Source organism: Flavobacterium sp. Leaf82, from assembly GCF_001422725.1.
In the GTDB taxonomy this organism is placed as follows: Bacteria; Bacteroidota; Bacteroidia; order Flavobacteriales; family Flavobacteriaceae; genus Flavobacterium.
This window is the reverse complement of the sequence record NZ_LMMA01000035.1, coordinates 178,270-202,919: the sequence shown is the minus strand read 5'-3', so window position 1 is coordinate 202,919 and position 24,650 is coordinate 178,270. Positions and strand designations below refer to the sequence as shown.

Annotated in this window: 15 protein-coding genes; 2 read left to right on the top strand and 13 right to left on the bottom strand. The window is 34.1% G+C overall.

Annotation, left to right across the window (positions count from 1 at the left end; genetic code table 11):
• Positions 1-150: 150 nt before the first annotated feature.
• From ASF10_RS21930 to ASF10_RS21920, 3 genes are all read right to left on the bottom strand, one after another.
• Positions 151-1,683, bottom strand: coding sequence for a sialate O-acetylesterase (locus ASF10_RS21930; protein ID WP_056254255.1), 1,533 nt, complete (start codon positions 1,681-1,683; stop codon positions 151-153).
• Positions 1,684-1,846: 163 nt separating this feature from the next.
• On the bottom strand, positions 1,847-3,373 hold the full coding sequence (locus tag ASF10_RS21925; RefSeq protein ID WP_056254252.1) for a RagB/SusD family nutrient uptake outer membrane protein: 1,527 nt from the start codon (positions 3,371-3,373) through the stop codon (positions 1,847-1,849).
• A 6-nt stretch (positions 3,374-3,379) separates the two neighbouring features.
• Positions 3,380-6,523, bottom strand: coding sequence for a SusC/RagA family TonB-linked outer membrane protein (locus tag ASF10_RS21920; RefSeq protein WP_056254248.1), 3,144 nt, complete (start codon positions 6,521-6,523; stop codon positions 3,380-3,382).
• Positions 6,524-6,963: 440 nt separating this feature from the next.
• Here ASF10_RS21920 and ASF10_RS21915 point away from each other — a divergent pair, with 440 nt between their 5' ends.
• Positions 6,964-9,762 (top strand): glycosyl hydrolase, encoded by a 2,799-nt coding sequence (locus ASF10_RS21915; protein ID WP_056254245.1) that lies wholly within the window; start codon positions 6,964-6,966, stop codon positions 9,760-9,762.
• Between the two features lie 23 nt (positions 9,763-9,785).
• Positions 9,786-10,910 (top strand): glycoside hydrolase family 88 protein, encoded by a 1,125-nt coding sequence (locus tag ASF10_RS21910; RefSeq protein ID WP_056254241.1) that lies wholly within the window; start codon positions 9,786-9,788, stop codon positions 10,908-10,910.
• A gap of 103 nt (positions 10,911-11,013) precedes the next feature.
• On the opposite strand, the gene ASF10_RS21905 is transcribed toward ASF10_RS21910, so the two are convergent.
• From ASF10_RS21905 to ASF10_RS21860, 10 genes are all read right to left on the bottom strand, one after another.
• Positions 11,014-11,412: a hypothetical protein gene (locus ASF10_RS21905; protein WP_056254238.1), complete on the bottom strand. Its 399-nt coding sequence runs from the start codon at positions 11,410-11,412 to the stop codon at positions 11,014-11,016.
• A 19-nt stretch (positions 11,413-11,431) separates the two neighbouring features.
• Positions 11,432-11,791 (bottom strand): hypothetical protein, encoded by a 360-nt coding sequence (locus ASF10_RS21900; protein WP_056254236.1) that lies wholly within the window; start codon positions 11,789-11,791, stop codon positions 11,432-11,434.
• A 1,500-nt stretch (positions 11,792-13,291) separates the two neighbouring features.
• Positions 13,292-14,035 (bottom strand): rhamnogalacturonan acetylesterase, encoded by a 744-nt coding sequence (locus tag ASF10_RS21895; protein WP_056254233.1) that lies wholly within the window; start codon positions 14,033-14,035, stop codon positions 13,292-13,294.
• Between the two features lie 386 nt (positions 14,036-14,421).
• On the bottom strand, positions 14,422-15,771 hold the full coding sequence (locus ASF10_RS21890) for a glycoside hydrolase family 28 protein (RefSeq protein WP_056254231.1): 1,350 nt from the start codon (positions 15,769-15,771) through the stop codon (positions 14,422-14,424).
• A 194-nt stretch (positions 15,772-15,965) separates the two neighbouring features.
• A complete protein-coding gene (pelA, locus tag ASF10_RS21885) occupies positions 15,966-17,966 on the bottom strand; it encodes a pectate lyase (protein WP_056254228.1) in 2,001 nt (666 codons plus the stop codon).
• Between the two features lie 225 nt (positions 17,967-18,191).
• A complete protein-coding gene (locus ASF10_RS21880; RefSeq protein ID WP_056254226.1) occupies positions 18,192-19,790 on the bottom strand; it encodes a glycoside hydrolase 43 family protein in 1,599 nt (532 codons plus the stop codon).
• Positions 19,791-19,871: 81 nt separating this feature from the next.
• Entirely contained in the window at positions 19,872-21,095 is a 1,224-nt protein-coding gene (locus ASF10_RS21875; protein WP_056254220.1) for a glycoside hydrolase family 105 protein, read from the bottom strand.
• A 22-nt stretch (positions 21,096-21,117) separates the two neighbouring features.
• Positions 21,118-22,338, bottom strand: a complete 1,221-nt coding sequence (locus tag ASF10_RS21870) for a glycoside hydrolase family 105 protein (RefSeq protein WP_056254219.1) — start codon at positions 22,336-22,338, stop codon at positions 21,118-21,120.
• Positions 22,339-22,355: 17 nt separating this feature from the next.
• Positions 22,356-23,558: a glycoside hydrolase family 105 protein gene (locus ASF10_RS21865; RefSeq protein WP_056254215.1), complete on the bottom strand. Its 1,203-nt coding sequence runs from the start codon at positions 23,556-23,558 to the stop codon at positions 22,356-22,358.
• A 117-nt stretch (positions 23,559-23,675) separates the two neighbouring features.
• Entirely contained in the window at positions 23,676-24,641 is a 966-nt protein-coding gene (locus ASF10_RS21860) for a DUF4861 family protein (RefSeq protein ID WP_056254212.1), read from the bottom strand.
• Positions 24,642-24,650: the final 9 nt, after the last annotated feature.

The window sequence follows — 24,650 nt, the reverse complement described above, 5'->3', positions numbered from 1 at the left end:
TTACGATTAAAAAGATTAAAATAAAAACCTGCCAAATCTGCGTGAAAATATTTAAACACATAGCTATGTTTATTTAAACAAGTGAAACGCCTTTTTTAAGTTCAATAAACTATGCCTCTATGTGTTTAAAAATAATCCCAATTCTTTAACTTACTTTTTCTCTGTTTTAATTTCCCAATCATCTGTCCTAAAAGGTGATGCAGGCAAATTTTCCTTATTAAATAAATTAGGTTCCGGAATAGCTTTCCACGCAAAACGAACGGCAACGGGTTCTTTTACTTTGGTCGAAGAAACTACGATTGTCTTTCCTTCAATTTTGGTTTCGGCAGGATAAAAAACCTGATCGTTTCCTGCTATTTCAAATTCTTTCAAAACATCACCATTCTGTTTTAAACCAGATTCGGCATAATCAAAAAACAACTGTGCTTTTTGCTTTTTAATTTTCATATGATTAAAAATGGGGCCGGAATATACTAATTGATTTTCTCCATAGGTTTTAGCGCGTGCAATCAAAGCGAGTCTGTAACCAACGGTTTGTTTGTCGATTGGGTGAATATTTTGTGCGTCACCAACATCTGTCGTTACTACCATTCCGCTATTGGGGATTGTTTTTAAAGACATTAATTGTGCTTCTCGTATTTCGGCATTTTGTCCTTTATGGGGCGTAATCTGAACATAATAAAACGGAAAATCACCTTGATTCCATTCTGCTCTCCAGCTTTTTACCATTGCAGGAAATAGTGTTCGGTATAAATAGGCTTTTCCGGAATTGCTTTCTCCCTGATACCAAATTGCTCCTTTTATGGTATAATTTACAATTGGATGCAGCATTGCATTGTATAAAACATAGGATGTTTTATTGGGTTCTTTTTTAGGCTTTTTTAATTGCCCTTTGGGTGCGTTTTCAGCGCTTGCAATTCGTTCATTTATTAAAGCTAAATAATACGCTTCGAGTTTTTCCTGATGTATTTTTTCGTTTTTTGCATCTTCCTGAAGAATAGGCAAAAAGGTAACTTCTTCTTCTAAAACATTTTGAGCGGTCCATGCTTCTGCTTTTGTTCCTCCCCATGAAGTTGAGATTAAACCTATTGGCACGTTTAATTTTTGATATAAATCTCTTCCAAAGAAATAGGCTACGGCAGAAAATGTCTGGATATTTTGTGGCGTACATACTTTCCAGTTTCCTGTAACATCTTCAAGCGGTGTTGGCGAAGCATTTAGGGCAACTGTAAACAATCTAATATTGGGAAAAGTAGCATTTTTTACTTCTTCTTCATAATTTTTAACGCCTGTTTTCCATGTTTTATCTTCTCTTCCTACAGGAAAAAACATATTCGACTGACCGGAACAAAGCCAGACTTCGCCAATTAGAATATTTTTTAATGTGATCGTATTCAGGGCATCGATTGTGATGTCGTATGCTTTTTCGCTTCCGTTTGGAGTATTTACTGCGGTTTTCCAATTTCCATTGGCATCGGCGATAATTTCAATCGGAAGATTTGTCCATCCTAACCTAATTGTTATTTTTTCGTTTGGAGATGCCCATCCCCATAAATTAACTTTTGCATTTTGCTGCAAAACCATATTATCACCTACTAAAGCGGGTAATTTTACTTGTGCAGATATGGAAAAACAAGCACTTAAAACAAATAAAAATAAGAGAACTCTTTTGCAGTAAATCATTGGGATTATTTTTAGATACTAAAACCTTAAATTTAAAATAGTTAAACCTTAAAAGCATCCTGTGCTTTCCTGTTTGTTTTTGAATTAAAAAATGAAAGAGAAGCTGTCTAAAAAAAGACAGCTCCTCTCAAAAAAACAAAAAAAAACTTGGGGACAATTTGAATTAGTCGTAACCCGGGTTTTGATCGTAAAGTCCCGGAACGGCTAAGATTTCTGACAATGGAATTGGATATAATAATGAATTATTTTCGATTGTTCTGATTTTTCCTTCTGTATCTTCTGCCGCTTTCCAGTCATTCATAATTGTTAATGCTTTACCGGATCTAATCAGGTCAAACCATCTTGTTCCTTCTGAGAAAAATTCTTTTCTTCTTTCTGTAAACAATTGATCTAAGGTAATATTTGCAGCATTTGCAGGAACGCCTGCTCTTGTTCTTACTTTGTTCACAATATCATCAACCTCAGCCTGAGAACCACCTCCACCGTGAAGTGTACATTCGGCCATCATCATCAGGATATCTGTATATCGGGTAACCATAAAATCTACACCCCAGTCTTCACGACCGTTTCCGTATCTTGCAGGATCAATATATTTTTTAAAAACGGGCAAAGTATAACTTCCTTTATAAGTACCGGAAGCAACTGTATAACTGGTCGCAATACCAGCAATTTTTCTTTTATCAGTTGCTGCAAAAAGGTTTAAAAAACCAGTTGAAATTGGTCGTGCTTCTAATGCGCCTTGTGCTGATAAATTTACTGAAGCAAAATAAGGCTCATATCCTAACTCGACCATAAAATTACCTCCTACAGTGAGCGGGAGACTTTGTGTGTACGGAATCGTTAATACATTCTCTTTATTAGCCAATCCTTCGACCTTAAAAATAGCATCATAATCTGTACCTAGCGCATATAATCCGCTGGCTTTGATATCATTTAGTTGTTGATATGCTTTGTCCCATTCGTTTAGTCCAAGTGTAGCGCCGTTGATTCCGTATGTTGGACTGGAGCGCGTCATGTAAACAAGACCTAATAATGCTTTTGCTCCGTATTTAGTAACTCTGCCGTAATTTGCCGCATCATAAGTAGGAAGAAGATCCGGAATCGCCAATTCAAGGTCTGAAATGATCAGTTTATAAACATCAACAACAGGAGTTCTTGCAATTTTTGCGGCTTCTGGAGCTGTCATTGTTTTATCGATTAAAGGAACTCTGCCAAACCATCTTACCAGATCAAAATAACAAAACGCTCTAAGAAAACGGGCTTCTGCAACCATAGCAGCTTTATCAGCAGGGCTGGTAAAAATCTGATCTCCTTTTTCGGCTATTTTCTCCAATAACTGATTCGCTTTATTAATCGCATTATAGTTGCTTGTATATGCTTCTTTTACATAGGTATTCGAACTTATAGAAGTGTAGAAACTGTTGATTCCTTCCCAATCTCTTGAAGCTTGTGTGGTAGCCATCAAATTATCAGATCTGGTTTCGCTTAAATTTAAAACCCTGTTTGCGTATCCGTAAGTTCCTGCTCCGTGAAAAGCTACAGAATAAGTCGCATTTCTTGCCTGAACAAAATCACCGGGTGTAGCATAGAAATTCTCGATTGTTCCCTGAGATAATGGCAATTGGGTCAATTCATCCTCACAAGCTGTAAGGGCGAATAGTACTGCTAGTAAATAAATATATTTTTTCATTTTATTTTAATTAAAATTAATGTTAAGTCCTATCACTAAAGATTTTGCTAAAGGCGCTCCACCATAATCTACCGGTACAGAAAAATCACTGTTAGAACTCGCTGATGTATTTACAGCTTCCGGGTTAAAACCAACTTTATACTTGTTCCAATAGAACCAGTTTTCGCCTGTTACATAAAGTCTCATATTATCGATTCTGCTTAATCCTTTAATGGCTTCTTTTAAGTTATATCCTATCGAGATACTTCTTATGCTTACATAATCTGATTTATACAACCAGTCTGAATTTGCCTGATATCCAAAAGATGTTCTCCAGTTTCCTCTTACAGCAGGATCTACGTTTAAGGAATTTTCTACAGATCCCATTCCGGTACGGTCAATGGCTCTTCCTGTTAATCCGTAAACAGTTCCGCCATTTTGTCCCTGAACTAATACATTCAGATCAAATGCTTTATATTTAAAACTATTGGTGATTCCCCAAGTGTATTTTGGTGTAGGATTTCCTAAATCTACGCGATCATCTGAGTTAATTTTTTTATCGCCATTCTGGTCAATATATCTTGGATCTCCCAGAACAAGTTTATTACCTCCAATTGTAGTTCCTCCAGTGTCAATATCTGCCTGAGTAACAACGCCATTTTGTTGTAATCCGAAGATCGTATACATTGGCTTTCCTACTTCTAATTTTATAAAAGGAACTCCTCCGTCATATGCATTGCTAATTTCAATTTTTGACTGATCCGGGCCTAATGCCAAAACTTTGTTTTCGTTATGGCTAATATTTGCAGATGTTCTCCATTCAAAACTTGGCGTTTTAATGTTTAGGGAGTTTAATTCGAATTCAATTCCCTGATTTTGTACTTCTCCAACATTGGTCAAATAGCTTTGAAATCCTGTCGCAGCAACAATAGGAACTCTTAAAAGTAATTCGCTGTTATTTTTTCTATAAACCTCTACTGTTCCTGAAATTCTGTTTTTTAGAATTCCAAAATCCAATCCTAAATCTACACTTCGTGATTCTTCCCAATGCAAAGATGGATTTGGTATAGATGAGGCTCCCTGCCCTATTGCAGCCGCACCGCCAATCGAGTAATTGTAAGTTGCCAGCGTTGCATAAGAGGCATAACTGCCAATATTATTACTACCGTTAATACCTGTACTTGCGCGTAGTTTTAGATCACTAAGCCAGTCTACATTTTTCATAAACTCCTCTTGTTTGATTCTCCATCCTAATGACAACGAAGGAAAAACGCCCCATTGTCTGTCAGTTCCAAATTTTGAAGAACCATCACGTCTGATACTCGCAGATATCAAATATCTTTCTTTGTAATTGTACTGTAATCTGGCAAAATAAGACAGCAAAGTGCTTTTTTCAGCATTCGTAGAACCAAGTGATCCTGTAGGCAATGTTTCTACAGTTGAACTGTTATAAAGCGCACCTGAAGAAAGTGTAGATCTCATGATTTCATAAGAACTGAATGATTGTCCCAAAAGCAAATTAATAGTATGATCGCCAATAGATTTGTCATAATTAAGGGTATTTTCATTAACTAAATTCTGTCTTCTGTACGTATTATAAGCTCCTCTAATACTCGCCTGAACATCATTTGGCGTGTAACTTTCGTTCGTATTGTCTGAGTTATCAAAGTTTATAGTGCTCTTAAAAGTAAAATCTTTCGCAAATTGATAACTCGCATATGTAGAAATCAAAGTTCTGTACATCGAATTTTTTCCTGTTCTTGCCAATGCATTCAACATATTTGTTGTGCTGCTTCCCCAGGCATATCTCGTGGTATATTTTTCTCCGGCAGCATTAGAAGCACTTTCAAAAACCGGTGTTGCCGTAAGTGCTTTAAACAAAGTATTATCCTTTCCTTCTACGCCCGGATCATTTTTAATAGAATAAGAAGGCGCGATGTTAATTCCCATTTTAAAACTTTCAGACAGTTTAACGTCAACATTCGCTCTGGCAGAAAACAAAGTATAATCTGTGCCAATAATATATCCTGTATTTTTTTGGTAATTTGCAGATACATAATAATTCACAACATCAGTCGCTCCTGAGGCAGATAATTGATAGTTGCTAAATTCTCCTGTACGGAAAACTTTATCCTGCCAATCGATATAATCTAATCCCGGATGTCCAGGAATATCCCATCTTTCATCATACAAATACGTATAATATCTGGTATTGGCAGTGTTAAGAGGCGCTGTTGGATTTTTTGCATTATAAGCTGCAATTCTTTCTGCATTGTTTTGAGTGGCAGATGCGCCTGCAATACCAGAACCTACCCATTGTGCATCGATCATGGTTTTTGCCCTGTCGATCCATCCCTGAGAAGAAAGCATATCGACCCTGTTGGCTTCTTTATTTACACCTCCATAAGTATTAAAAGTAAATTTTGGTTTTCCTTTTTTTCCTTTTTTAGTGGTAATCAAAACTACACCGTTTGATGCTCTTGATCCATAAATAGAAGCCGCGGCAGCATCTTTTAATACTTCTATCGACGCTACATCATTAGGGTTCATATTGTCAAGCGGGCTTCCGTTTGAAAAAGCACCATTACTGTTAGATCCCTCTGTATAAATAGGAAATCCGTCTATAACATACAAAGGCTCATTTCCTGCAGTAATAGATCCGGCTCCCCTGATTTCTATACTAAAAGGCTGTCCGGGTAATCCGGTTGTTTGTTTGACACGAACTCCGGCAACTTGCCCAATTAACCCCTGATCAATTCTGGAAATAGGTCTTTCGGTAAAATTTTCTGTTTTGATTCCGGATATTGCCCCTGTGGTTAATTTTTTCTTTTGAGTTCCGTACCCAATCACAACAACTTCATTTAAGTTAGCACTTTCTGCATCTAAAGAAATAGAATACGTTTTTGCGGCACCTATTTTTACTTCTTTCTTTATAAATCCTACAAACGAAAAAACTAATGTTTCTCCTTCAGAAGCTTTCAGACTAAATTTTCCGTCAAAATCAGTACTTGCTCCACGATTGGTTCCTTTAACAATTACATTGACTCCCGGAATCGAAAGTTTTGCCGGATCAGTAACTGTTCCTGTAACTGTTTTTTCTTGCGCATAACCCGATGCATGCAATAATGCAAAGAAGGCCATAATCAGCAAAAGATTAAGTTTGTTTTTCATAAAAGTTAAATTTTGGTTAGTTTAATAGTTATTCCAAATTTATCCAGAACAACTATTCGCAGTATCCTGTAGTATCCTGTTAGATTTCAACATCTTATGAATTATTTTATATTTATTTTAACAAAAAACTCACACAACTCCCTGATTTACAATCCTTAATTCATTGAGAAAATAACAAATATCATATCAAAAATTTTATTAAAATGTTTTTTAGTATTTCATATTTATTTATATAAAAAAATATGAATTACTAAATAACTGTGCGATTTTACTAAGCATTTCATTTTTTAATATATTTATAAAAAACAGGATGCTACAGGATAGCATTTTAATGCACGACAGCTACTTTTACTTTATTACAAAAACAATAAATGGTATTTTCTTAATTTTTAATTCTGAAAAAATCTTTATACACAGCAACTAAAACCTTTGAATAAATAATGAAATCAACCAGATTAAATCTCTTTATTTTACTATTCGTTTGCTGTGCTTTTAGTTCTTTTGCTCAGGAAACAAGACTTTCTCCCTGGCCAAAATCTACTAATACCAATCAGCCATGGACACGCTGGTGGTGGATGGGAAGTGCTGTAGACAAACCTAATCTCAAAAAAAGCCTGATAGATTTTCATAAAGCAGGAATTGGAGGTGTCGAAATAACCCCTATTTATGGTGTAAAAGGAGAAGAAAATAACTTTATAGATTATCTGTCTCCCAAATGGATGGAAATGTTAGACTATACAATTCATATTGCTGACAGTCTTAACATGCAGGTAGATATGGTTTTGGGAACCGGTTGGCCTTATGGAGGTTCTCAGGTTACGCTGCCATATGCGGCAACAAAATTAATCGTGGAAAAATATCCTCTTAAAAAAAACGAAACTTTCAATAAAAACATAGTTCTCGACAGCAGTAAAGAAAAGACTCCTGCAGATTTATTATATGTTGTAGCATACGGAACTGATGGCAGTTATATAAATTTAACTAGTGCACTTAAAAAAAATAAAGCCAATACTGCTGATAAAGGAATTGAAGGAAACCATGTTGCATTACCCTACATTGAACCTAATAAACTAAACTGGAAAGCCCGTAAAACAGATTATACAATCTATGCGATGTTTAGCGGCAAAACCGGACAGCAGGTAAAAAGAGCTGCGCCGGGCGGAAAAGGATATACAGTAGATCATTATTCTGAACAAGCTTTTAATGCTTATGTAGTACCTTTTAACACTGCTTTTAAAAATCGTGATGGAAAGATTCGTGCTATTTTTAATGACAGTTTTGAAGTTTACGGAACTGATTTTACACCTGATTTTTTTGAAGAATTCCAGGCCAGAAGAGGATATGATTTAAAAAAAGAATTACCCGTTTTATTGAATGAAACCGATACTGAAACCGGCAACCGGATCAGAAGTGATTATCGCGAAACTATTGCAGATTTGCTATTGAACAAATTTGATCAGTCGTGGACAAAATGGGCACATTCTAAAAACTTTAAAACCAAACTTCAGGCGCATGGATCGCCGGGAAACCTGATCGATTTATATGCGTCTGCAGATATTCCTGAATGTGAGACTTTTGGTTCGATGCCATTTGATATTCCGGGTTTCAGACGTGAAAAAGAAGACATTCGCGAAGGCGATGCAGATCCTGTAATGCTCAAATTCTCCTCATCTGCAGCTCATATATCCGGCAAAAACCTAGTTTCATCAGAAACATTTACATGGCTCAGAGAACATTTTAAAACAGCATTGTCACAATGTAAACCTGAAGTCGAAGATTTAATGCTCAATGGCGTAAATCATGTTTTTCTTCACGGTTCTACCTATTCTCCAACCCGCGCCGTCTGGCCGGGATGGCAATTTTATGCTTCGGTAAATTTCAATGCCAATAATACTATTTGGGAAGATGCTCCTGCTCTATTTTCGTATATATCAAACTGTCAGTCGCTGTTGCAACAAGGGAAATCTGATAATGAAATCCTGCTCTATTGGCCTGTTTATGATGTTTGGGATAAATATCTAAAAGGAAATTTATTTGTTCAGTTCAAAATTCATTCTTTATCAGAATGGCTATATGAAACTTCCTTTTATAACACCACCAAAAGTTTGATGAATAAAGGTTACGGAGTAGATTTTATATCTGATAATTTTATAGCTCAGGCCAAAGTTACAAACGGAATTATCGTACTTCCGGGAGGAACTTTTAAATCATTAATTATTCCGTCATGTAAAAAAATGCCACTCGCTACTTTGCAAAAATTGATCGAATTAAAAAAAGAAGGTGCAACTATTATTTTTGAAGGTTTGCCTGAATCTGTTCCCGGTTTTTATGATTATAAAAAACAAGAGCAAAAACTTCAATCTGTTTTAACTCAGAATAAAGAGTTTATACAACCTGTTTCTGATATTTTTAAAGCTTTAGAAAATGCCCAATTATATCCCGAAAGTCTGGTCAATTCAGGTTTAAAATACACAAGAAGAGATATTGATGGCGAAAAAATATATTACCTCGTCAATCATACACCCAAAATAATTGATGCTTTTATTCCGTTGCAAATTGGCAATAAAGAAGTCATTATTTTCGATCCGCTAAACAAAGAATATGGCAACGCTATTGTGACCAAAAGCGCCACAACAACAGCTGTAAAACTTAGAATTGAACCCGGAAAATCTTATTTTTTAAAGACTGAAAACAACGCTTCGCAAAAAAAATGGCAGTATTATGAGCCTTCTGGTAATACTGTTTCCTTAACAGGAAAATGGAATATTACTTTTGATAAAGGCGGTCCTAAATTACCCGCAAATGCAACTGTTTCCAATTTAGGATCCTGGACAAAAATAAGTGCTGATGCAGAAGCTTTTTCAGGAACTGCCACTTACACATTAAACTTTGACAATCCAGATTCTAAAACAAACGACTGGATTTTAGATCTGGGTGATGTTCGCGAAAGTGCAAAAGTCTGGCTTAACGATGAATTTATAGGTACGGCATGGTCTGTTCCTTATCAATTGAATTTGAGCAAACTAAAGTCAGGAAAGAACAATCTTAAAATTCAGGTTACTAATTTATCTGCCAACAGAATCCGGGATATGGAACTGAAAGGTCAGGAATGGAAGATTTTCTACGAAATTAATATGGTCGATAAAGATTATAAAAAATTCGATGCCACAAAATGGAATCCTACTCCTTCCGGATTATTGGGTCCTGTTACTCTGATTCCATTAAAAAAACAAAACTAATTATTAAATAACCAGTATTAAAAATGAATAAATTACTTTTATTTTTCGCCATATGCTTTTCATATATTACTTCGATAAACGCACAGCAACCGTTTGACAAAAAGCTGGTACTGAAACAAATGATACTTGCCAACGATTATTTCATGCAAAAATGGCCTGAAACCGGCAAAACTATTATCACGAATAAAAAACGTCCCAGTAATATCTGGACACGTGGCGTATATTATGAAGGATTAATGGCATTGCATGAAATTTTCCCAAAAGATATTTATTACGATTATGCCTATTCCTGGTCAGAGTTTCATAATTGGGGATTTAACAGCGGTAATACAACAAGAAATGCTGATAACTATTGTGCTGCACAAACCTATATCGATTTGTATAATTTAGAACCTGATCCTAAAAAACTAAAGAATACAAAGGCAAATATCAATATGCTTTTAAACACGCCTCAACTTGACGATTGGTCCTGGATTGATGCGATACAAATGGGAATGCCAGTTTTTGCCAAACTGGGGGTTTTAGAAAAAGACAATCGTTATTTCGAAAAAATGTATGATATGTATATGTACTCCAGAAATAAACATGGAGATCATGGTCTTTTTAATCCTAAAGATGGCTTATGGTGGCGTGATGCAGATTTTGATCCGCCATATAAAGAACCTAATGGAGAAGATTGTTATTGGAGCCGGGGAAATGGATGGGTAATTGCCGCGCTTGCAAAAGTGTTGACTATTATTCCTGAAAATGCACCTCACAGGGCGCAATATGTAAAAGATCTAAAAACAATGGCTGCAGCTCTCGTACCTATACAAAGAGCCGATGGTTTCTGGAATGTGAGTCTACACGATCCAACTAATTTTGGAGAAAAAGAAACTTCAGGAACAGCTTTGTTTGTCTATGGAATAACTTACGGAATCAATAGCGGGATTTTGAAAAAGGAGATTTATTTACCCATAATTCAAAAAGCATGGAATGCAATTACAACAGAGAGTTTGCATTCTAATGGTTTTCTGGGCTATTTACAATCAACAGGGAAAGAGCCCAAAGATGGTCAGCCATTATCCTATGATAAAATTCCGGATTTTGAAGACTACGGATTAGGCTGCTTTTTATTGGCAGGTTCAGAAATTTATAAAATAAAATAAATTATTCCGGTAATTATTTATTACCCAAAAAAAAAGTAGCCTACACGATTATTTATGTAGGCTACTTTTTTTATTACAAATCACAACTTATTTTATAAACAAACTACATCATGAAAAACAATGACTTATAAAAATTATTAAACTGTGATGAAACAGCATTCGGGTTGGGAAAATTCAGACTGGACATCTGTGATCCTGAATCGTATTTTGTATTAAAATATCGTTTCAATTCTGCTATTAATTCACTTCTGTTTTTGGAACCTTCTAATAGGGCAAAATTTTTAATTTCTTCTAAAAAAATCAAACTGTCATATAATTGTTTATTAAACAAACACAACAAAACATTTGAACCTTTTTCTTCTAATCTCAGAAACTGCATCAATTCAAACTTATCATAAATAACAAATATAGAACGATCAAATTTTGCTGATTCGTTTTCATTTTCAGTCAGGAATGAATTTTCAAAAAAATCAAATTCAGATCTGAAATTCCTTTTAAACATTTTTAGAAAAATTCCTTTATTATCGTGTTCCCGGTGCTCCGTTTCCACCAGTAATTCCTGCGTTTCCTGAACTTTCGCCAGCAAGAGCCATTCTATTCCATTTACCTTTATACCAGTAGTAATAACCAGGAGTAACATCATTTATAGCTTTTGTATTAAAAACTAATAAGCTTTCAGCAGGACCTTCAGGATTATTAATTGGGCTAACAGATGTAGTATTCGTTAACTCAACATTAGGAATTAAAACACCTCTAGTTGTAGCCTGAACATGTAATTGCGCTGAAGGATCAGGATTATTTGTCCCAATACCTACTTGCGAGTAAGCTGAAAAACTACCTAAACCTAGCACAACAAATAATGGGAGTAATTTATTCTTCATAACTTTAATATTATGGGTTATTATTTATTTTAACTATATTAATCTAACTTTCAGGCGAATACATAAAAATCAATTTAAAACACCTCAGTTTTAGGATGCAAAGGTCTAGTTAAAGCCAACTTTTTTTTGCCCGTAAAAGTTTTTAAACTTGTAGATTAAGACATTCCTTTTGCGGTAAATAGTTTTAGAAGTAAAGAGCTCTTCGGTTCAGTTTTAGAGATTTGAATTGAAAAAAGCAGAACGATAAATTATCTGTTGAGGAATAATAAATAGTGTTGTAATAGCAGGCAAAACTAATTATAGCACTTAAGATTTAAAAAGTCTAAGTAGAGTTTTTAAATTAACCGTGCATTTAAAAACCTAATTGTCCTAAATAAAAATGAGGAAACCGTAGTTTCCTCATTTACTAACAAATTATCACAACCAAATGAAATCGTTTATGTGAAAATCATTTACAAATCTTCAAGTGCAAATTTCTGGATTTAAAACAATGTTCGTGACCTTTAAATGTTTTTAAAGTATTAGATTAAGACATGATTTAGAACTAAATCTTTTTAACTAATTCAACTTAAATATTTCAAAAATATAAATCCTAAAAATACCTTTTAAAGAATGTGAAATAGTTTAGTTTGTTATTTTAAATCAATAACATAAACATTTGAAAGCGTTATATCAAGGGAAGAATTAAAAATGAGTAAAAAGCACGAAAACATATAATGATTAATGCTATAAAAGCTTTGTACTTTACTACAAAAGAAACTACTCTATAACATAGAAAGAGATGTTATGTAATATGTATGATTCTAAACAATTTAACTTAAAGATTATCTCAAAAAGAATTGGATTACATTAAGAATCAACAAAATAAAAATGAGGCTATACAGCATTATTCTTGTACCGTGCCAAAAAGAATTATGATCTTCTTTCATTTTCCTTATTTTTTATATTTCTACTATACTCAATATCGAAGTAGTTGTTGATTAGGCAGTACGAGTCCCAAAAACAAAACATTGTCTAAAACATCTATCCTACTATAAATTGTAAACATGTTTTGTACTGCCTAAAACAACAACAAAATAACTGCAAATCTTGTAATGAATTTTCATCAAATCCACTTAAAATAATTAAGTCAAATTTCCATCTAAATGGCTGCAATAATTACTCTTAAAAGTTTTTTAAATAACAGATTAAGACATTTTTAAATTAAGGAAATAAAAAACTTCAGACTTAGTTATTCAATAAAACTCTTAATATTTATACAAAACAAAAAAAGAGAGAACCTAAGTTCTCTCTTTCTCTAAAAAAAATAATCAAAATATTTAAAATAGAATATTAAGAAAAAAAACAATTAACCTACTAACAACTCTTAATATCAATTGCAAATTTATTGATCAATACAGACTTAATTAGCTTCTAAAAGTTTTTAATCTTACACTATAAGACATTTACTTATAGATTAGTTTTTCTTTAAATTAGAGAAAATCCTAATCCATGGATTTTTTACTTTATACTTTTTTTAAGTTTCCCAACATTCGGATCTTCTAACGTTTTTATTTGATTTACAACAATCTGTGCAATAGCAGTTGCTCCTTTTAAAGATAAATGGGTATCATCTGCTTTATCTTTATCATAATACGAATTTTCTCCTGCTTTAAAGTGTAAATGTAATTGCTTTGATTTCTCAGGTCCAAAAGATTGTTCGAGTAATTCTGTGTAATATTCAAGATCAATAAAAGCAACTTTATATTCCTGTGCTACTAATCTGGTTTCAAGTGGATAGTCTCCGTGTGTTGGAACCAACACTCCTTTTTCATTAAAATTGCGTCTTGCGATAGAGGTAAATAATATAGGGGTTGCCCCTTTTTCGCGACTTTCTTTTACAAACCGAATCAAATTATGTCTATAGCTTGTATGCGGATTGGTGTATCGTGTTGAGTCTTCTATTTTTTCGTCATTATGTCCAAATTCTATAAAGACATAGTCCCCTTTTTTAAGCTTTTTATAAATAGAATCCCAACGCTTTTCATTAATAAAGCTTTTTGTGCTTCTACCATTTACTGCCTTATTCTCGACTATAAGATTGTCTTTAAAAAAAGGCTGAAGAACTTGTGCCCAACCGTGTTCAGGGTTGCGATCCGGATCTTTTTTATTTGCCATTGTAGAGTCTCCAATAGTATATAATGTTGTTTTTTGCGCGAAACTTGCTGTAGCGATTAGCATAAGGGTTATTATGTAGTATTTCATTTTTATAATATGATTAATTAATAGCACACTGATCTTACGGATTAAAACAGATTTTCACTGTTATTTTTATTTCTTTTATTTCTTTTTTCGAGTTACTTATTTGCCCTTTTCCGAACCACTGAATCTTTCTGGAGGAGGAATCTGTGTAGATGCTTTAACGAGTTCCGGGTTTGATCTTTCGTCCCTCAAGATGACAAAAATGCGAAAATGGGATGAACAAGATTGTGTTTTACGATGTTAGACGCATTATAGTGTGCTTCTATGAAAAATCTTCTTACCCACAATAGATGCATTGCAGTGTCTCTCTACGGAAAATCTTTGTCGCTTTTATCTTCTTTATTTAACTTAGCAACTCAGAACCTCAGGACCTTAGAACCTAAAAAAAACTATTTTGCTGCTGATGGAACTGTGGCTTTTTCTCCTATAAAAACTTCATTTAATATTACATTTTCCGCATTTGTGCTTGAAATTGCATTTTTTGCCCATTTAATATCAATATTGTTTAAGGAGATATTACGAATTTTCTTTTCTGGAAATCCCTGAATTACAATTCCGGATGCTGTAGCTTTATTACAAGTTATATTCGAAAAAGAAACATTTGATATTTCAGACTGAAAACCATTTCCTTCTCCGTGGTAATTAGCTGTAATGTACAAGCAATCTTCTACCTCATCGAGTTTGATGTTCCGGACAAAAATATTCTTGATAAAACCACCTCTGTCGGCATTGGTTTTTAAATAAATTCCTCTTTTTAAATAGCCAGTTGTTTTACAATTTTCTACATATACATTTTGCACTCCGGCTGACATTTCACTACCTATTACAACGCCGTGAAGTCCTTTGAAATTACAATTTCTTATGATTATATTTTCGCTTGGTGTTGCTGAATTTGCTCTTCCTTCATGATCTCTTCCGGCCTTAATAGCGACATTATCATCACCATTATCAAAGGTCACATTTTCGATTAAAACATCTTTTGCATATTCAGGATCGATTCCGTCATTATTATAATTTAATGATTTATAACTGACTCCACGAACGGTAATACTTTGCGATTTTAGTAAATGCAGACACCAAAAAGGGGAATTTTCTATGCGGATATTCTCGACCAAAATATTGGTACAATTGAAAAACTGTATCATTTGCGGACGTAAAAAATAACCGTCGCCTAATTTTCTGTCTTTTAACGGGGTATTGTTATGATTCATGTCACGGCTTAAATTCTTCCCTGCCGTTTCTTTGGCTTTAAAACTTTTCCAGGTCTTTCCTCCTTCTCCGTCAATGGTACCTTCGCCTGTTATGGCAATATTAGTACATTGATATGCATAGATTAACGGACTGTAATTATACAGCATTGTACCTTCCCAACTGGTTAAAACCATTGGTAAATAATCTTCTGGTTTGTCGCTGAATTTGATCTTTGCGCCTTTTTCTATTTTAAGATTGACATTGCTAACAAAATGTATTGGTCCATTAATTTTATAAATGCCTTTGGGTACAATTATAGTTCCGCCATTATTCTTTTTACACAGTGCCATCGCCTTGTCAAATGCAGCTTTATTATTCGTTACAGAATCTCCTTTAGCTCCCAATTTTAAAACATTGATTTGATACGAAGGAATCACAGGAAGCTGAATTCTATTAACAATAGAATCTACTTTTGCTGATGGAAATTCGTTATGCTGAGCAAAAGAAGTCCATGCAACGAACAGAAAAATAAGATACTTAAAATTCATAATTGTTTTTTTATATTTTGCCCACGGGTTTTAACGGATTGAACTGGTTTTCGCGGATCTTTTTTTACTTTATAAAACAAGACTGTATCAATTTGCTTCATCATTGAAAAACCTGAAGCTGAAAATTGTTGCGCAAATTGAGCCATTTCTATTATTTTTTTATTTCAAAATAAACCCAGCTTGCCCTTTTTTTCTTATTTCGAATACCAATTTAAAATTGAATCTTTTAGAATATTTTCTATAGTATATTTTTGGGCTTCTTTCTTTGAAAGCTGGTGTGACCAAACTACTCTTTTTTTAGGCTGAAATCCTTCGCCTTTACAATTGTATTCAGCATAGAAAGTATTCTTTTCGGCTTCAGGTTTTGACCAGTTTTCCCAGCCTTCGGGTTTGATATGTTTTCCCATATCGCAATTTATATAAACGGTTTTAGCATAAATACGCCAAGGTCTTCCTAAATAAACTGCTGTTGCTAAAGGTTCTGCTGTAAGTTTGCAATTTATAAAAACAAAACCAAAAGCTGTATCCTGAGGTGTTGAAGCTGCTGTGATATAAGAACTTTTTATGCTGTGAATTTCACAATTTTCAAATAATGCCGTCGCACTTCCAAAAATAAAATCAGTTGTTCCTTCGATATAACAATCTTTAAAATATTGTTTTGCTTCTTTTCCTGATAAGTATAGAGTATCCTGATTTCCTAAAATATTACAGTTTGAAATTTTAGCACGATTTGCTACAACTGATAATGCAATTGCCTGACCTTTATCTCCTGAAGTGTTTTTAATGGTTAAGTTGGAAGCTGAAAAATCGTCTGCTTCAACTAAAACCGTTGGGGTGTAAAAAGTACTGTTTCGCCCTAAACCGACTTTCGAGAAATTATCATCAAAAGTTATAATTGTTTGTTCTTTGCTTTCTCCTTGTAAAACGACCTTGGTATTCCATTCTGGAATTCGGACTTTTTCGTTATAGATTCCGTTTTTGACATAAATAGTAACTTTCTCATAAGGAAATGCGGGACACGCGTAAACAGCATCCTGAATTTTAGTAAAATCTCCGGAACCATCTTGTGCAACAGTAATTAGACTACTATTTTTTTTTTCTGAATCGGGAACTTTTGTACCGTTTTTAATTGCCCATGCCGCATATTTTTTCAGGACTTCTTTAGGAGCATCTGTATACCATGAATAGCCGTTTCGTCTTTCAGCACCAATTTCATCAAGTGTTTTTTTCTTGATTCCGTCACGATCACAAAAGAATGGTTCATTGTTATCCAATTCCATAAATCTAGCCCAGAGAGGAGCTGCATTTTGGGTAGGAATCATTTTTTTGTCTATGATTTTTCCGGCATCATTCAGTACTCTTTTCTCTTCGAGATTGGTTATTTTTGTTTTTTCAAACCAGGCGTATGCACTTTTAACTGCCGTAATTATTTCTGCTGATGGTTTCTCTATTGACATTAGTAGCAATACAATTTTAGCAGATTCATATCCGCTAAGCGACGCCAGTTCAAAAGCTCTTGCATTTGCCGGAGCCAGTGTAAATTCGTCATGCTGTGCGCACCAAACCGTTAAAACCCCGTTTTGTTTGTATTGCGTTTTTAAGATACAATCTATTCCTTTATCAAACGATTTTTTGGCTTTTTCTACAATTTCCTTTGTTGGTTTTATGCTGTAAAAATCTGTTTGTTCACTCACTTGTTTCATGATGTTCATGATATTTACCATCGAATCATCATTATAGGTAATATGTGTGTAGTATCCTTTTTTTAATGGATAAAACTGAGGCCATCCACCGTTGTCATATTGTGCTTCAAGTAAGTAATTTAGCCCTTTTAAAAAAGATTCTTTATAACGATCGTCTTTAGTCTGTGCGTACATTTTTGACATGAAAAGCATTTCCTGAGATGTTGCTCCATTATCTGTGGTAATTTCATGTAAGTCACTTTTTAATGCAATCAGCTTTTGTTTTTCTGTTTCATTTAGCGGATTTTGCATCTGGATGTTTTTTGCCCATCCGCCAATGTTTCTTTGGTAAAGCAAAACATTTTCGGCTATTTTTTTTGCTTCATCTGTACCAAACCAGACTGCATCATTTTTACGAATTATATCTGACCAGTTTTTATAGGTGTTTTGAGCATTAATACTAAAACAAATGCTGAAGAAAACGAATGCTATATATTTTTTAAGCTGAATCATTTTTTATATTTTATTTTGGTTTGCCAATTTTTTAAAACACATAGAGACATCGTTTTTGTAAACTTTAAAATAAGTCGTTTTACTTTAAGTATTTTATTTTCTCGCAGATTTGGCAGATTTTTTATTTAACTACGGTTATTCTTTGCATTTTTGAAAAACTTTATTCGTTATTTCTACTTACTATGTCCCTTTGTAACTTTGCCCCTTTGTCCCTCTTTTCTAAACCTACTTCGTAACTCTAAACCAGTCTACTGCTACATTTCCGGAATCGTTTGTTACTTTTTGACTCAAGGCAAAAAGCCCTACTTTGGCACCAATCCATTTTCCTTCTTTAGATACAAAATCAGTTCCTATTGGCTGGTATTTTTTGTCGTCTATGCTATAAAAGAAACTGCAAATACCTCCTTTTTTAATTTTCACTCTTAGATAAAGTGTATTGTTTGCTATTAAAACGGGTGTTGTTTCTGTTTCTGAAACTTTTTTATCGAAAGTCCCTGTTTTCTGATTGAGATATAATTTTCCGTTATCATTTTTAAGGTTCAAATAACTATAATCTAGTCCCATTATTATAAGTCCTGTCGATTCGCCGTTTAACCTTGTGTTAAAAGTTAGTTTGGTTGTTACAGTAAATTCTTCAGCAGGGAATTTTTGAAGCAATAAATTAGGCGCATCAAAAATTTTCTGATTGTCTTTTAAAGTGGTTTGACAAAATAGATTTAAATATCCCAGACTCGTAGGAAAACCCCAATTTGTTTGAGAATTTGCCTGCCATTGCCATTGTAAACCTAACTTAGGGTTATTGAACTCATCAGATTCTGCAGGAGTTTCTATTGGATATTGCTTGCCTACATTTGGTTTTTTGAATGTCGTAACGGGTTCTCCAATTCCGTTTTTATCGAAATCCTGCCCCATAACCGGCCAGTCTTTTTCCCATTTCATAGGCTGAAGATGCACGATTCTGCCGTAAGCTCCTTTATCCTGAAAATGAATAAACCAATCTTCTCCGGTTTGTGTTTGCACCCATGCACCCTGATGCGGACCATTTATATTTGTTTTTCCTTGTTCGAGAACTTTCTTCGTTTCATAAGGACCAAATACATTTTTGGATCTTAAAATTGTTTGCCAGCCTGTAGCAACTCCTCCTGCAGGTGCAAAAATGTAATAGTAATTATTGCGTTTATAGAATTTTGGCCCTTCAATTGTACCTTCACTTTCGTGCCCGTCAATTACCATTACTTCGTCATTATTGGCTATTGTTCCTTCGGCATTCATGCTGCAAACTACCAATAAACTTTTTATTTGTGCGCGGCTGCCCGCAAAGGCATGAGCCAGATATACTTTACCGTCGTCATCCCATAAAGGGCTTGGATCTATAAGTCCTTTTCCTGCTTTTACTAACAGCGGTTCAGACCAGGGTCCTTCTGCTTTTTTGGCTTTTATCATATAAATTCCAAAATCAGGATCTGGATAATAAATATAAAATTCATTATTATGAAAATTAATACTTGGCGCCCAAACTCCGTTACCATGCTGCACGGTATTAAAAATTTCAAATGGAGGCTGTTTTGGTAAAGCATAACTTAAAATCTTCCAGTTTACGAGATCTTTAGAATGCAAAATGGGTAATCCCGGAATGCAGTTAAAAGACGACGCCGTCATATAAAAATCATCTCCTACACGCACGACATCAGGATCTGAATAATCAGCGTGGATTATAGGATTTGTATACGTTCCGTCTCCGTTATCCGGCACCCAAACTTGTGCAGAATTCTGTTGTATCGCGAAAAAGGATAGTAAGAAAAAAAGGACTTTTAAGTTTTTCATTTTTTAATAATTACTTTAGTTAAACCCGACAGGTTTTAAAAATCTGTCGGGTTTCTTTTGAACTTAAAAAGTTATTTTAAATTATCTGTTTAATTCTAATGCTGCCAAAATAAAAGGTCCGGTTGCTTTAGGATCATTGTCTTTCTTTTTTTCGTTTACATAATATTCGTAAGTTCCGTCACGATAAGGAGTTCCTCCTAAACCTGCAACCTGACAGCAGTTTGTTAAAGTAATACCTCCATCTTCGTCTACTTTTTTAATTAAGATTTTAGTCAATCCGTCGAAAGCTTTATTGGCTAGTTTTTTATATTTTGCAGGCAAATACCCTTTGTTTGCACCTTTTGCAAAAGCATAAGCAAACATTGATGATCCTGAAGCTTCAAGATAATTTCCATCTTTTCCTCCTTTGTCTGTTACCTGATACCATAAACCTGATTTATCCTGAACTTTAGCTAAGGCTTCACAAGCATTATTTAAGTACTTCACTAATTCTTTTTGTTTTGGATGCTCTTTTGGCATATAATCTAAAACATCAATAAGTGCCATAACATACCAACCTAAAGCTCTTGACCAGAAATTTGGTGAATTTCCTGTTTCTTTATTTGCCCACGGCATTTGTTTGCTTTCATCCCAGGCGTGGTATAATAATCCTGTTTTTGGGTCTGTTGCATGTGCCTGAATCAACTCAAATTGTTTTGCGATATCATCAAAACTTTTTCCGTTTTCGAATGTAAGTGTGTATTGTGCATAAAATGGTTCTCCCATATATAAACCATCTAACCACATTTGATTGGGATAAATTTGTTTGTGCCAGAATCCCCCGCTTTGTGTACGTGGCTGTTCTGAAATTTGTTTGCGCACTAATTGCATTGCTTTTAGGTATTTTTCTTCTTTTGATGTAGCATAAATATCAAAAAGCAAACGTCCCGGTACCACCAAATCAATATTGTATTTATCGAATTCGTAAGTTTTTATGGTTCCGTCATTTTGTACCAATTCATCTACATAACCTCTTATGTAAGCTTTGTAGCGAGGATCCGGATTTTTTTTATTCAATTCTTCTATTGAATGTAAAACCAAGGCATGAACATAATCCCATTTTGGCTTTTTAGAATCGTCGATCATATACGCTTCAGGATGACGTTTCATTAAGGTCAAAGCCATTTTATCAGACCATTTTAAATCTTTAGAAATAACGATTTCTTTTTTCGCCGGTTCTTGCGAAATAACTTTACAACTTGTAAAAGCCATTAAACAAACTAAAGCAACCGATGCAAAATAACCTTGTCTTCTATTATTTTTCATTTTAAAATATATTTAAATTTTACTATTTTTCTAATTCAAGTGCAGCCAGAATAAAAGGCCCTAAACCGTGTGAATTGTCTACTTTTATTTTTTCTTTTATATAATACTCATAAGATCCGTCGCGATATGGATTTCCTCCTAATCCTGCGCTGGCACAAACTTGTGTAATATGAATTTCTCCGTCAGCATCAACGGTCACTAATTTACTAATTAAGCCTTCAAATCCTTTTTCAGCAAGCTTTTTATAACTGGATGGCAGATATCCTTTTTTTACTCCTTTTGCAAAAGCATACACAAACATTTCTGATCCTGATGCTTCGAGATAATTGCCTTCTTTGGTTCCGGAATCTGTTACCTGATACCACAATCCCGAAGGATCCTGAAATTTTGCAACAGCTGTAGAAATTTCATTTAGATAGCGGATTAGTTCTTTCCTTTTTGGATGATTTTTTGGCATATAATCCAATACATCTACCAATGCCATCATGTACCAGCCAATAGATCTTGACCAAAAATTAGGTGAAGTTCCGGTTTCCTTATTTGCCCAAGGCATTTGTTTGCTTTCGTCCCAGGCATGAAAAAGCAAGCCTGTTTTTTTGTCAATTGTATGCAGTTGTATTTGTTCAAACTGCTTGGCTATATCATCAAAATCTTTTCCTTTATTAAATTCTGTGCTGTAACGGGCGTAAAAAGGAGCTCCCATATACAAACCATCAAGCCACATTTGATACGGATAGATTTTTTTATGCCAAAATCCGCCTGAGTTTGTTCTTGGATGCGTTTCTAATTGCTTTCTTAGCGTTTGCATCGCAATTAAATACCTATTATCTTTTGTTGTTTTATAAAGATCAAAAAGTATTTTACCGGCATTTACATTATCAATATTATAATCTTCCAGCTTATAGTTCATAATTTCTCCTGAACTATTTATAACCGTTTCGCCATATTCTTTTGCGTAGTTTAAATAGGCTGGATTTTTTGTCTTTTTATAAAGCTCTTCAAATGACATCGTTACCAAACCAAGTTTATAGTCCCATTTTGGTTTTTCGTTATTATCTATTTGCCAGGCTTTTGGAGCTCGTTTAATAATAGAAAGTGCCATTCTTTCTGACCATTTTAAATCTTTAGAAATTACAACTTCTTTCTTTGAAGATTCCTGTGCTTTAATTTCTCCAACCGAAAATACAATCAGTCCTATTAAAAGGATTGAAGCAGAATAAACTTTGTTTCTATAATTTATCATTTTAAAATGCTTAACGGTTATTTATTCAATTCGATTGCACTTAATAAAAATGCTGCTAATGCCGGCGAACTATTGTATTTTGTTTTACTGTTGCTGTAATAATCATTTGTACCATCGCGGAAAGGTTTTCCTCCCAGACCAACATTCGACGAAACATTCGAAATAACAATTTGTCCTTTATCGTCTTTTTTAACAAACTCTTCTAGATAGGCATCGAATGATTTCTGGGCTATCTTTTTGTACGATGAAGCCAAATATCCTTTGTCTGCGCCTTTTGCTAAACTATAAATAATCATGGCTGATGCCGAAGATTCTAAATAATTGCCTTTTAATTCCGGTTTATCTGCCACCTGATACCATAAACCTGAAGGGCTTTTATGCTCAACTGCACTTTTCGCAATTTGATTTAAATATGCTACTAACTCTTTTTGTTTTGGATGATTTTTTGGATAATAATCCAGCGTTTCTACCAATGCCATCATATACCAGCCAATTCCGCGTCCCCAGATTGTTGGTGAATTTCCCGTTTCAGGATTTGCCCACGCAATCTCTTTGCTTTCATCCCAAGCCTGATAAACCAAACCTGTTTTTTTATCTACAAGATGATTTTGTACCAATTTAAATTGTTTGGCAATATCATCCAATGCTTTTCCATTTTCATACTTTACAGTGTATTGGGTATAAAATGGTTCAGCCATAAACAAACCATCAATCCACATTTGATTGGGATAAATTTGTTTGTGCCAAAATCCACCGCTTGCTGTTCTGGGTTGCGTTTCAAGCTGAGCTCTTAATTGTTGTATTACTTTTAGATAGCGATTGTCTTTTGTAGCATCATATAAATTAAAGAGTAATTTTCCCGGATTTGCACAATCAATATTGTATTCTTTTATATCATATTTTTTGATATTTCCGTCTGTATCGATCATTTCATCTGCATATTCTTTGATGTAATCGAAGTACTTTTTATCGTTTGTTTTTTGATATAATTTTTCGAAAGCAGACAATACCAATCCCATTTTATAATCCCATTTTGGTTTCTCGGTTCCGTCAATCTGATATGCTTTTGGATACTTATTCAAAATAGTAAGAGCTGTTCTTTCTGACCATTTCATATTATCCGCCAGAATGGGATTTTCATTCGTCTGCGCAATTGTTTTAATGCTAAAAATCAGTAGCAAAACGATTAAATTGATATTCTTAAAAGACGATTTAGACATACATTTTATTTTTGATCTTTGGCTTTTTTTCTCTCACAGATCGAGCAGATTTTCACTTTTTTATCTTGCATCTATTCTCTTGCATCTATTCTCTATTCTCTTTCCTCTCTCCTCTAACTACATTTTACCCTTTTTATTCAGCACTTCTAATTGTGAGTCTAAATATTTTACAAACTCTTCTTTAGATTTAATTCCGTTTGGTTCTTGTTCCCATGCGCCTAAAAAGTAGAAAGAAGTTGCTTTTTTTGTAGGTTTAAAAACCAAAAGATAATCCAAATCTGTATCTGCAAGATTTTCGATTGTTTTGGTTTGATAAAAAATTGCCATTCCTAATTTATCCGGAACTAATGATTGTTCACCGTAAGTAGCTAAATATGCCCATTTTTTATTTTTACTTTCTTTTTTGAAGGTTTCTGTATTTTTTTGTTTTACAATTCCGGTACAAATTCCTTTAATTTCTTTTGATGCCTGAATCGTATGTTGTGTATAAAGCTGATCTGGTTTGATGGTCAATACAGATGTAAAATCGATTTTATCAGAAGCTGTTTTCCACCCGTAATAATTCACTTTTACACCAGATTCGTTTGTTTTATTAACCACAGTTGCAATTGTAGAATCAACTTCACGGAAATGTAATTTTTCATTGTTTAAATAACGGTCAATAGATCCAATCCCAATTCCTTTTCCGGCTTTAAGGATATCAGCTCCCCAATCGCTCATATTATGATACGAATCAAAATTATCCTGTCCTACTAGTGGCAAAATATTGGCTGAAGTTTTCTTTCCAAAAATATCAATCGCATTTCTCCAGTCTAAGTATAAACGATATCCAATTCGGTTGCTTTCCCAACCCGGACCTTCGTAACGAATATCAAATGAATGATCTGTATGTTCCGGAGCCAGTTTTAGTCTGTCAACGTTTTTAAAAACCGTTCCTCCAATGTATTTACGTCCCTCCCATTTTCCGTCTGTTTTTGCAGATATTTCGGCATATGTTTTAGCGGTTTTTATATCGTATTTTTGAGCATTTACTGCTGTAATACCTACTAAAAATAAGGTTGCTAATGTGATTTTCGTTTTCATCTTTTATTG

Coding starts and splice junctions, on each gene's coding strand:
- ASF10_RS21930 (WP_056254255.1), bottom strand. CDS start 1,683: ATGATTTACTGCAAAAGAGTTCTCTTATTTTTATTTGTTTTAAGTGCT.
- ASF10_RS21925 (WP_056254252.1), bottom strand. CDS start 3,373: ATGAAAAAATATATTTATTTACTAGCAGTACTATTCGCCCTTACAGCT.
- ASF10_RS21920 (WP_056254248.1), bottom strand. CDS start 6,523: ATGAAAAACAAACTTAATCTTTTGCTGATTATGGCCTTCTTTGCATTA.
- ASF10_RS21915 (WP_056254245.1), top strand. CDS start 6,964: ATGAAATCAACCAGATTAAATCTCTTTATTTTACTATTCGTTTGCTGT.
- ASF10_RS21910 (WP_056254241.1), top strand. CDS start 9,786: ATGAATAAATTACTTTTATTTTTCGCCATATGCTTTTCATATATTACT.
- ASF10_RS21905 (WP_056254238.1), bottom strand. CDS start 11,412: ATGTTTAAAAGGAATTTCAGATCTGAATTTGATTTTTTTGAAAATTCA.
- ASF10_RS21900 (WP_056254236.1), bottom strand. CDS start 11,791: ATGAAGAATAAATTACTCCCATTATTTGTTGTGCTAGGTTTAGGTAGT.
- ASF10_RS21895 (WP_056254233.1), bottom strand. CDS start 14,035: ATGAAATACTACATAATAACCCTTATGCTAATCGCTACAGCAAGTTTC.
- ASF10_RS21890 (WP_056254231.1), bottom strand. CDS start 15,771: ATGAATTTTAAGTATCTTATTTTTCTGTTCGTTGCATGGACTTCTTTT.
- pelA (WP_056254228.1), bottom strand. CDS start 17,966: ATGATTCAGCTTAAAAAATATATAGCATTCGTTTTCTTCAGCATTTGT.
- ASF10_RS21880 (WP_056254226.1), bottom strand. CDS start 19,790: ATGAAAAACTTAAAAGTCCTTTTTTTCTTACTATCCTTTTTCGCGATA.
- ASF10_RS21875 (WP_056254220.1), bottom strand. CDS start 21,095: ATGAAAAATAATAGAAGACAAGGTTATTTTGCATCGGTTGCTTTAGTT.
- ASF10_RS21870 (WP_056254219.1), bottom strand. CDS start 22,338: ATGATAAATTATAGAAACAAAGTTTATTCTGCTTCAATCCTTTTAATA.
- ASF10_RS21865 (WP_056254215.1), bottom strand. CDS start 23,558: ATGTCTAAATCGTCTTTTAAGAATATCAATTTAATCGTTTTGCTACTG.
- ASF10_RS21860 (WP_056254212.1), bottom strand. CDS start 24,641: ATGAAAACGAAAATCACATTAGCAACCTTATTTTTAGTAGGTATTACA.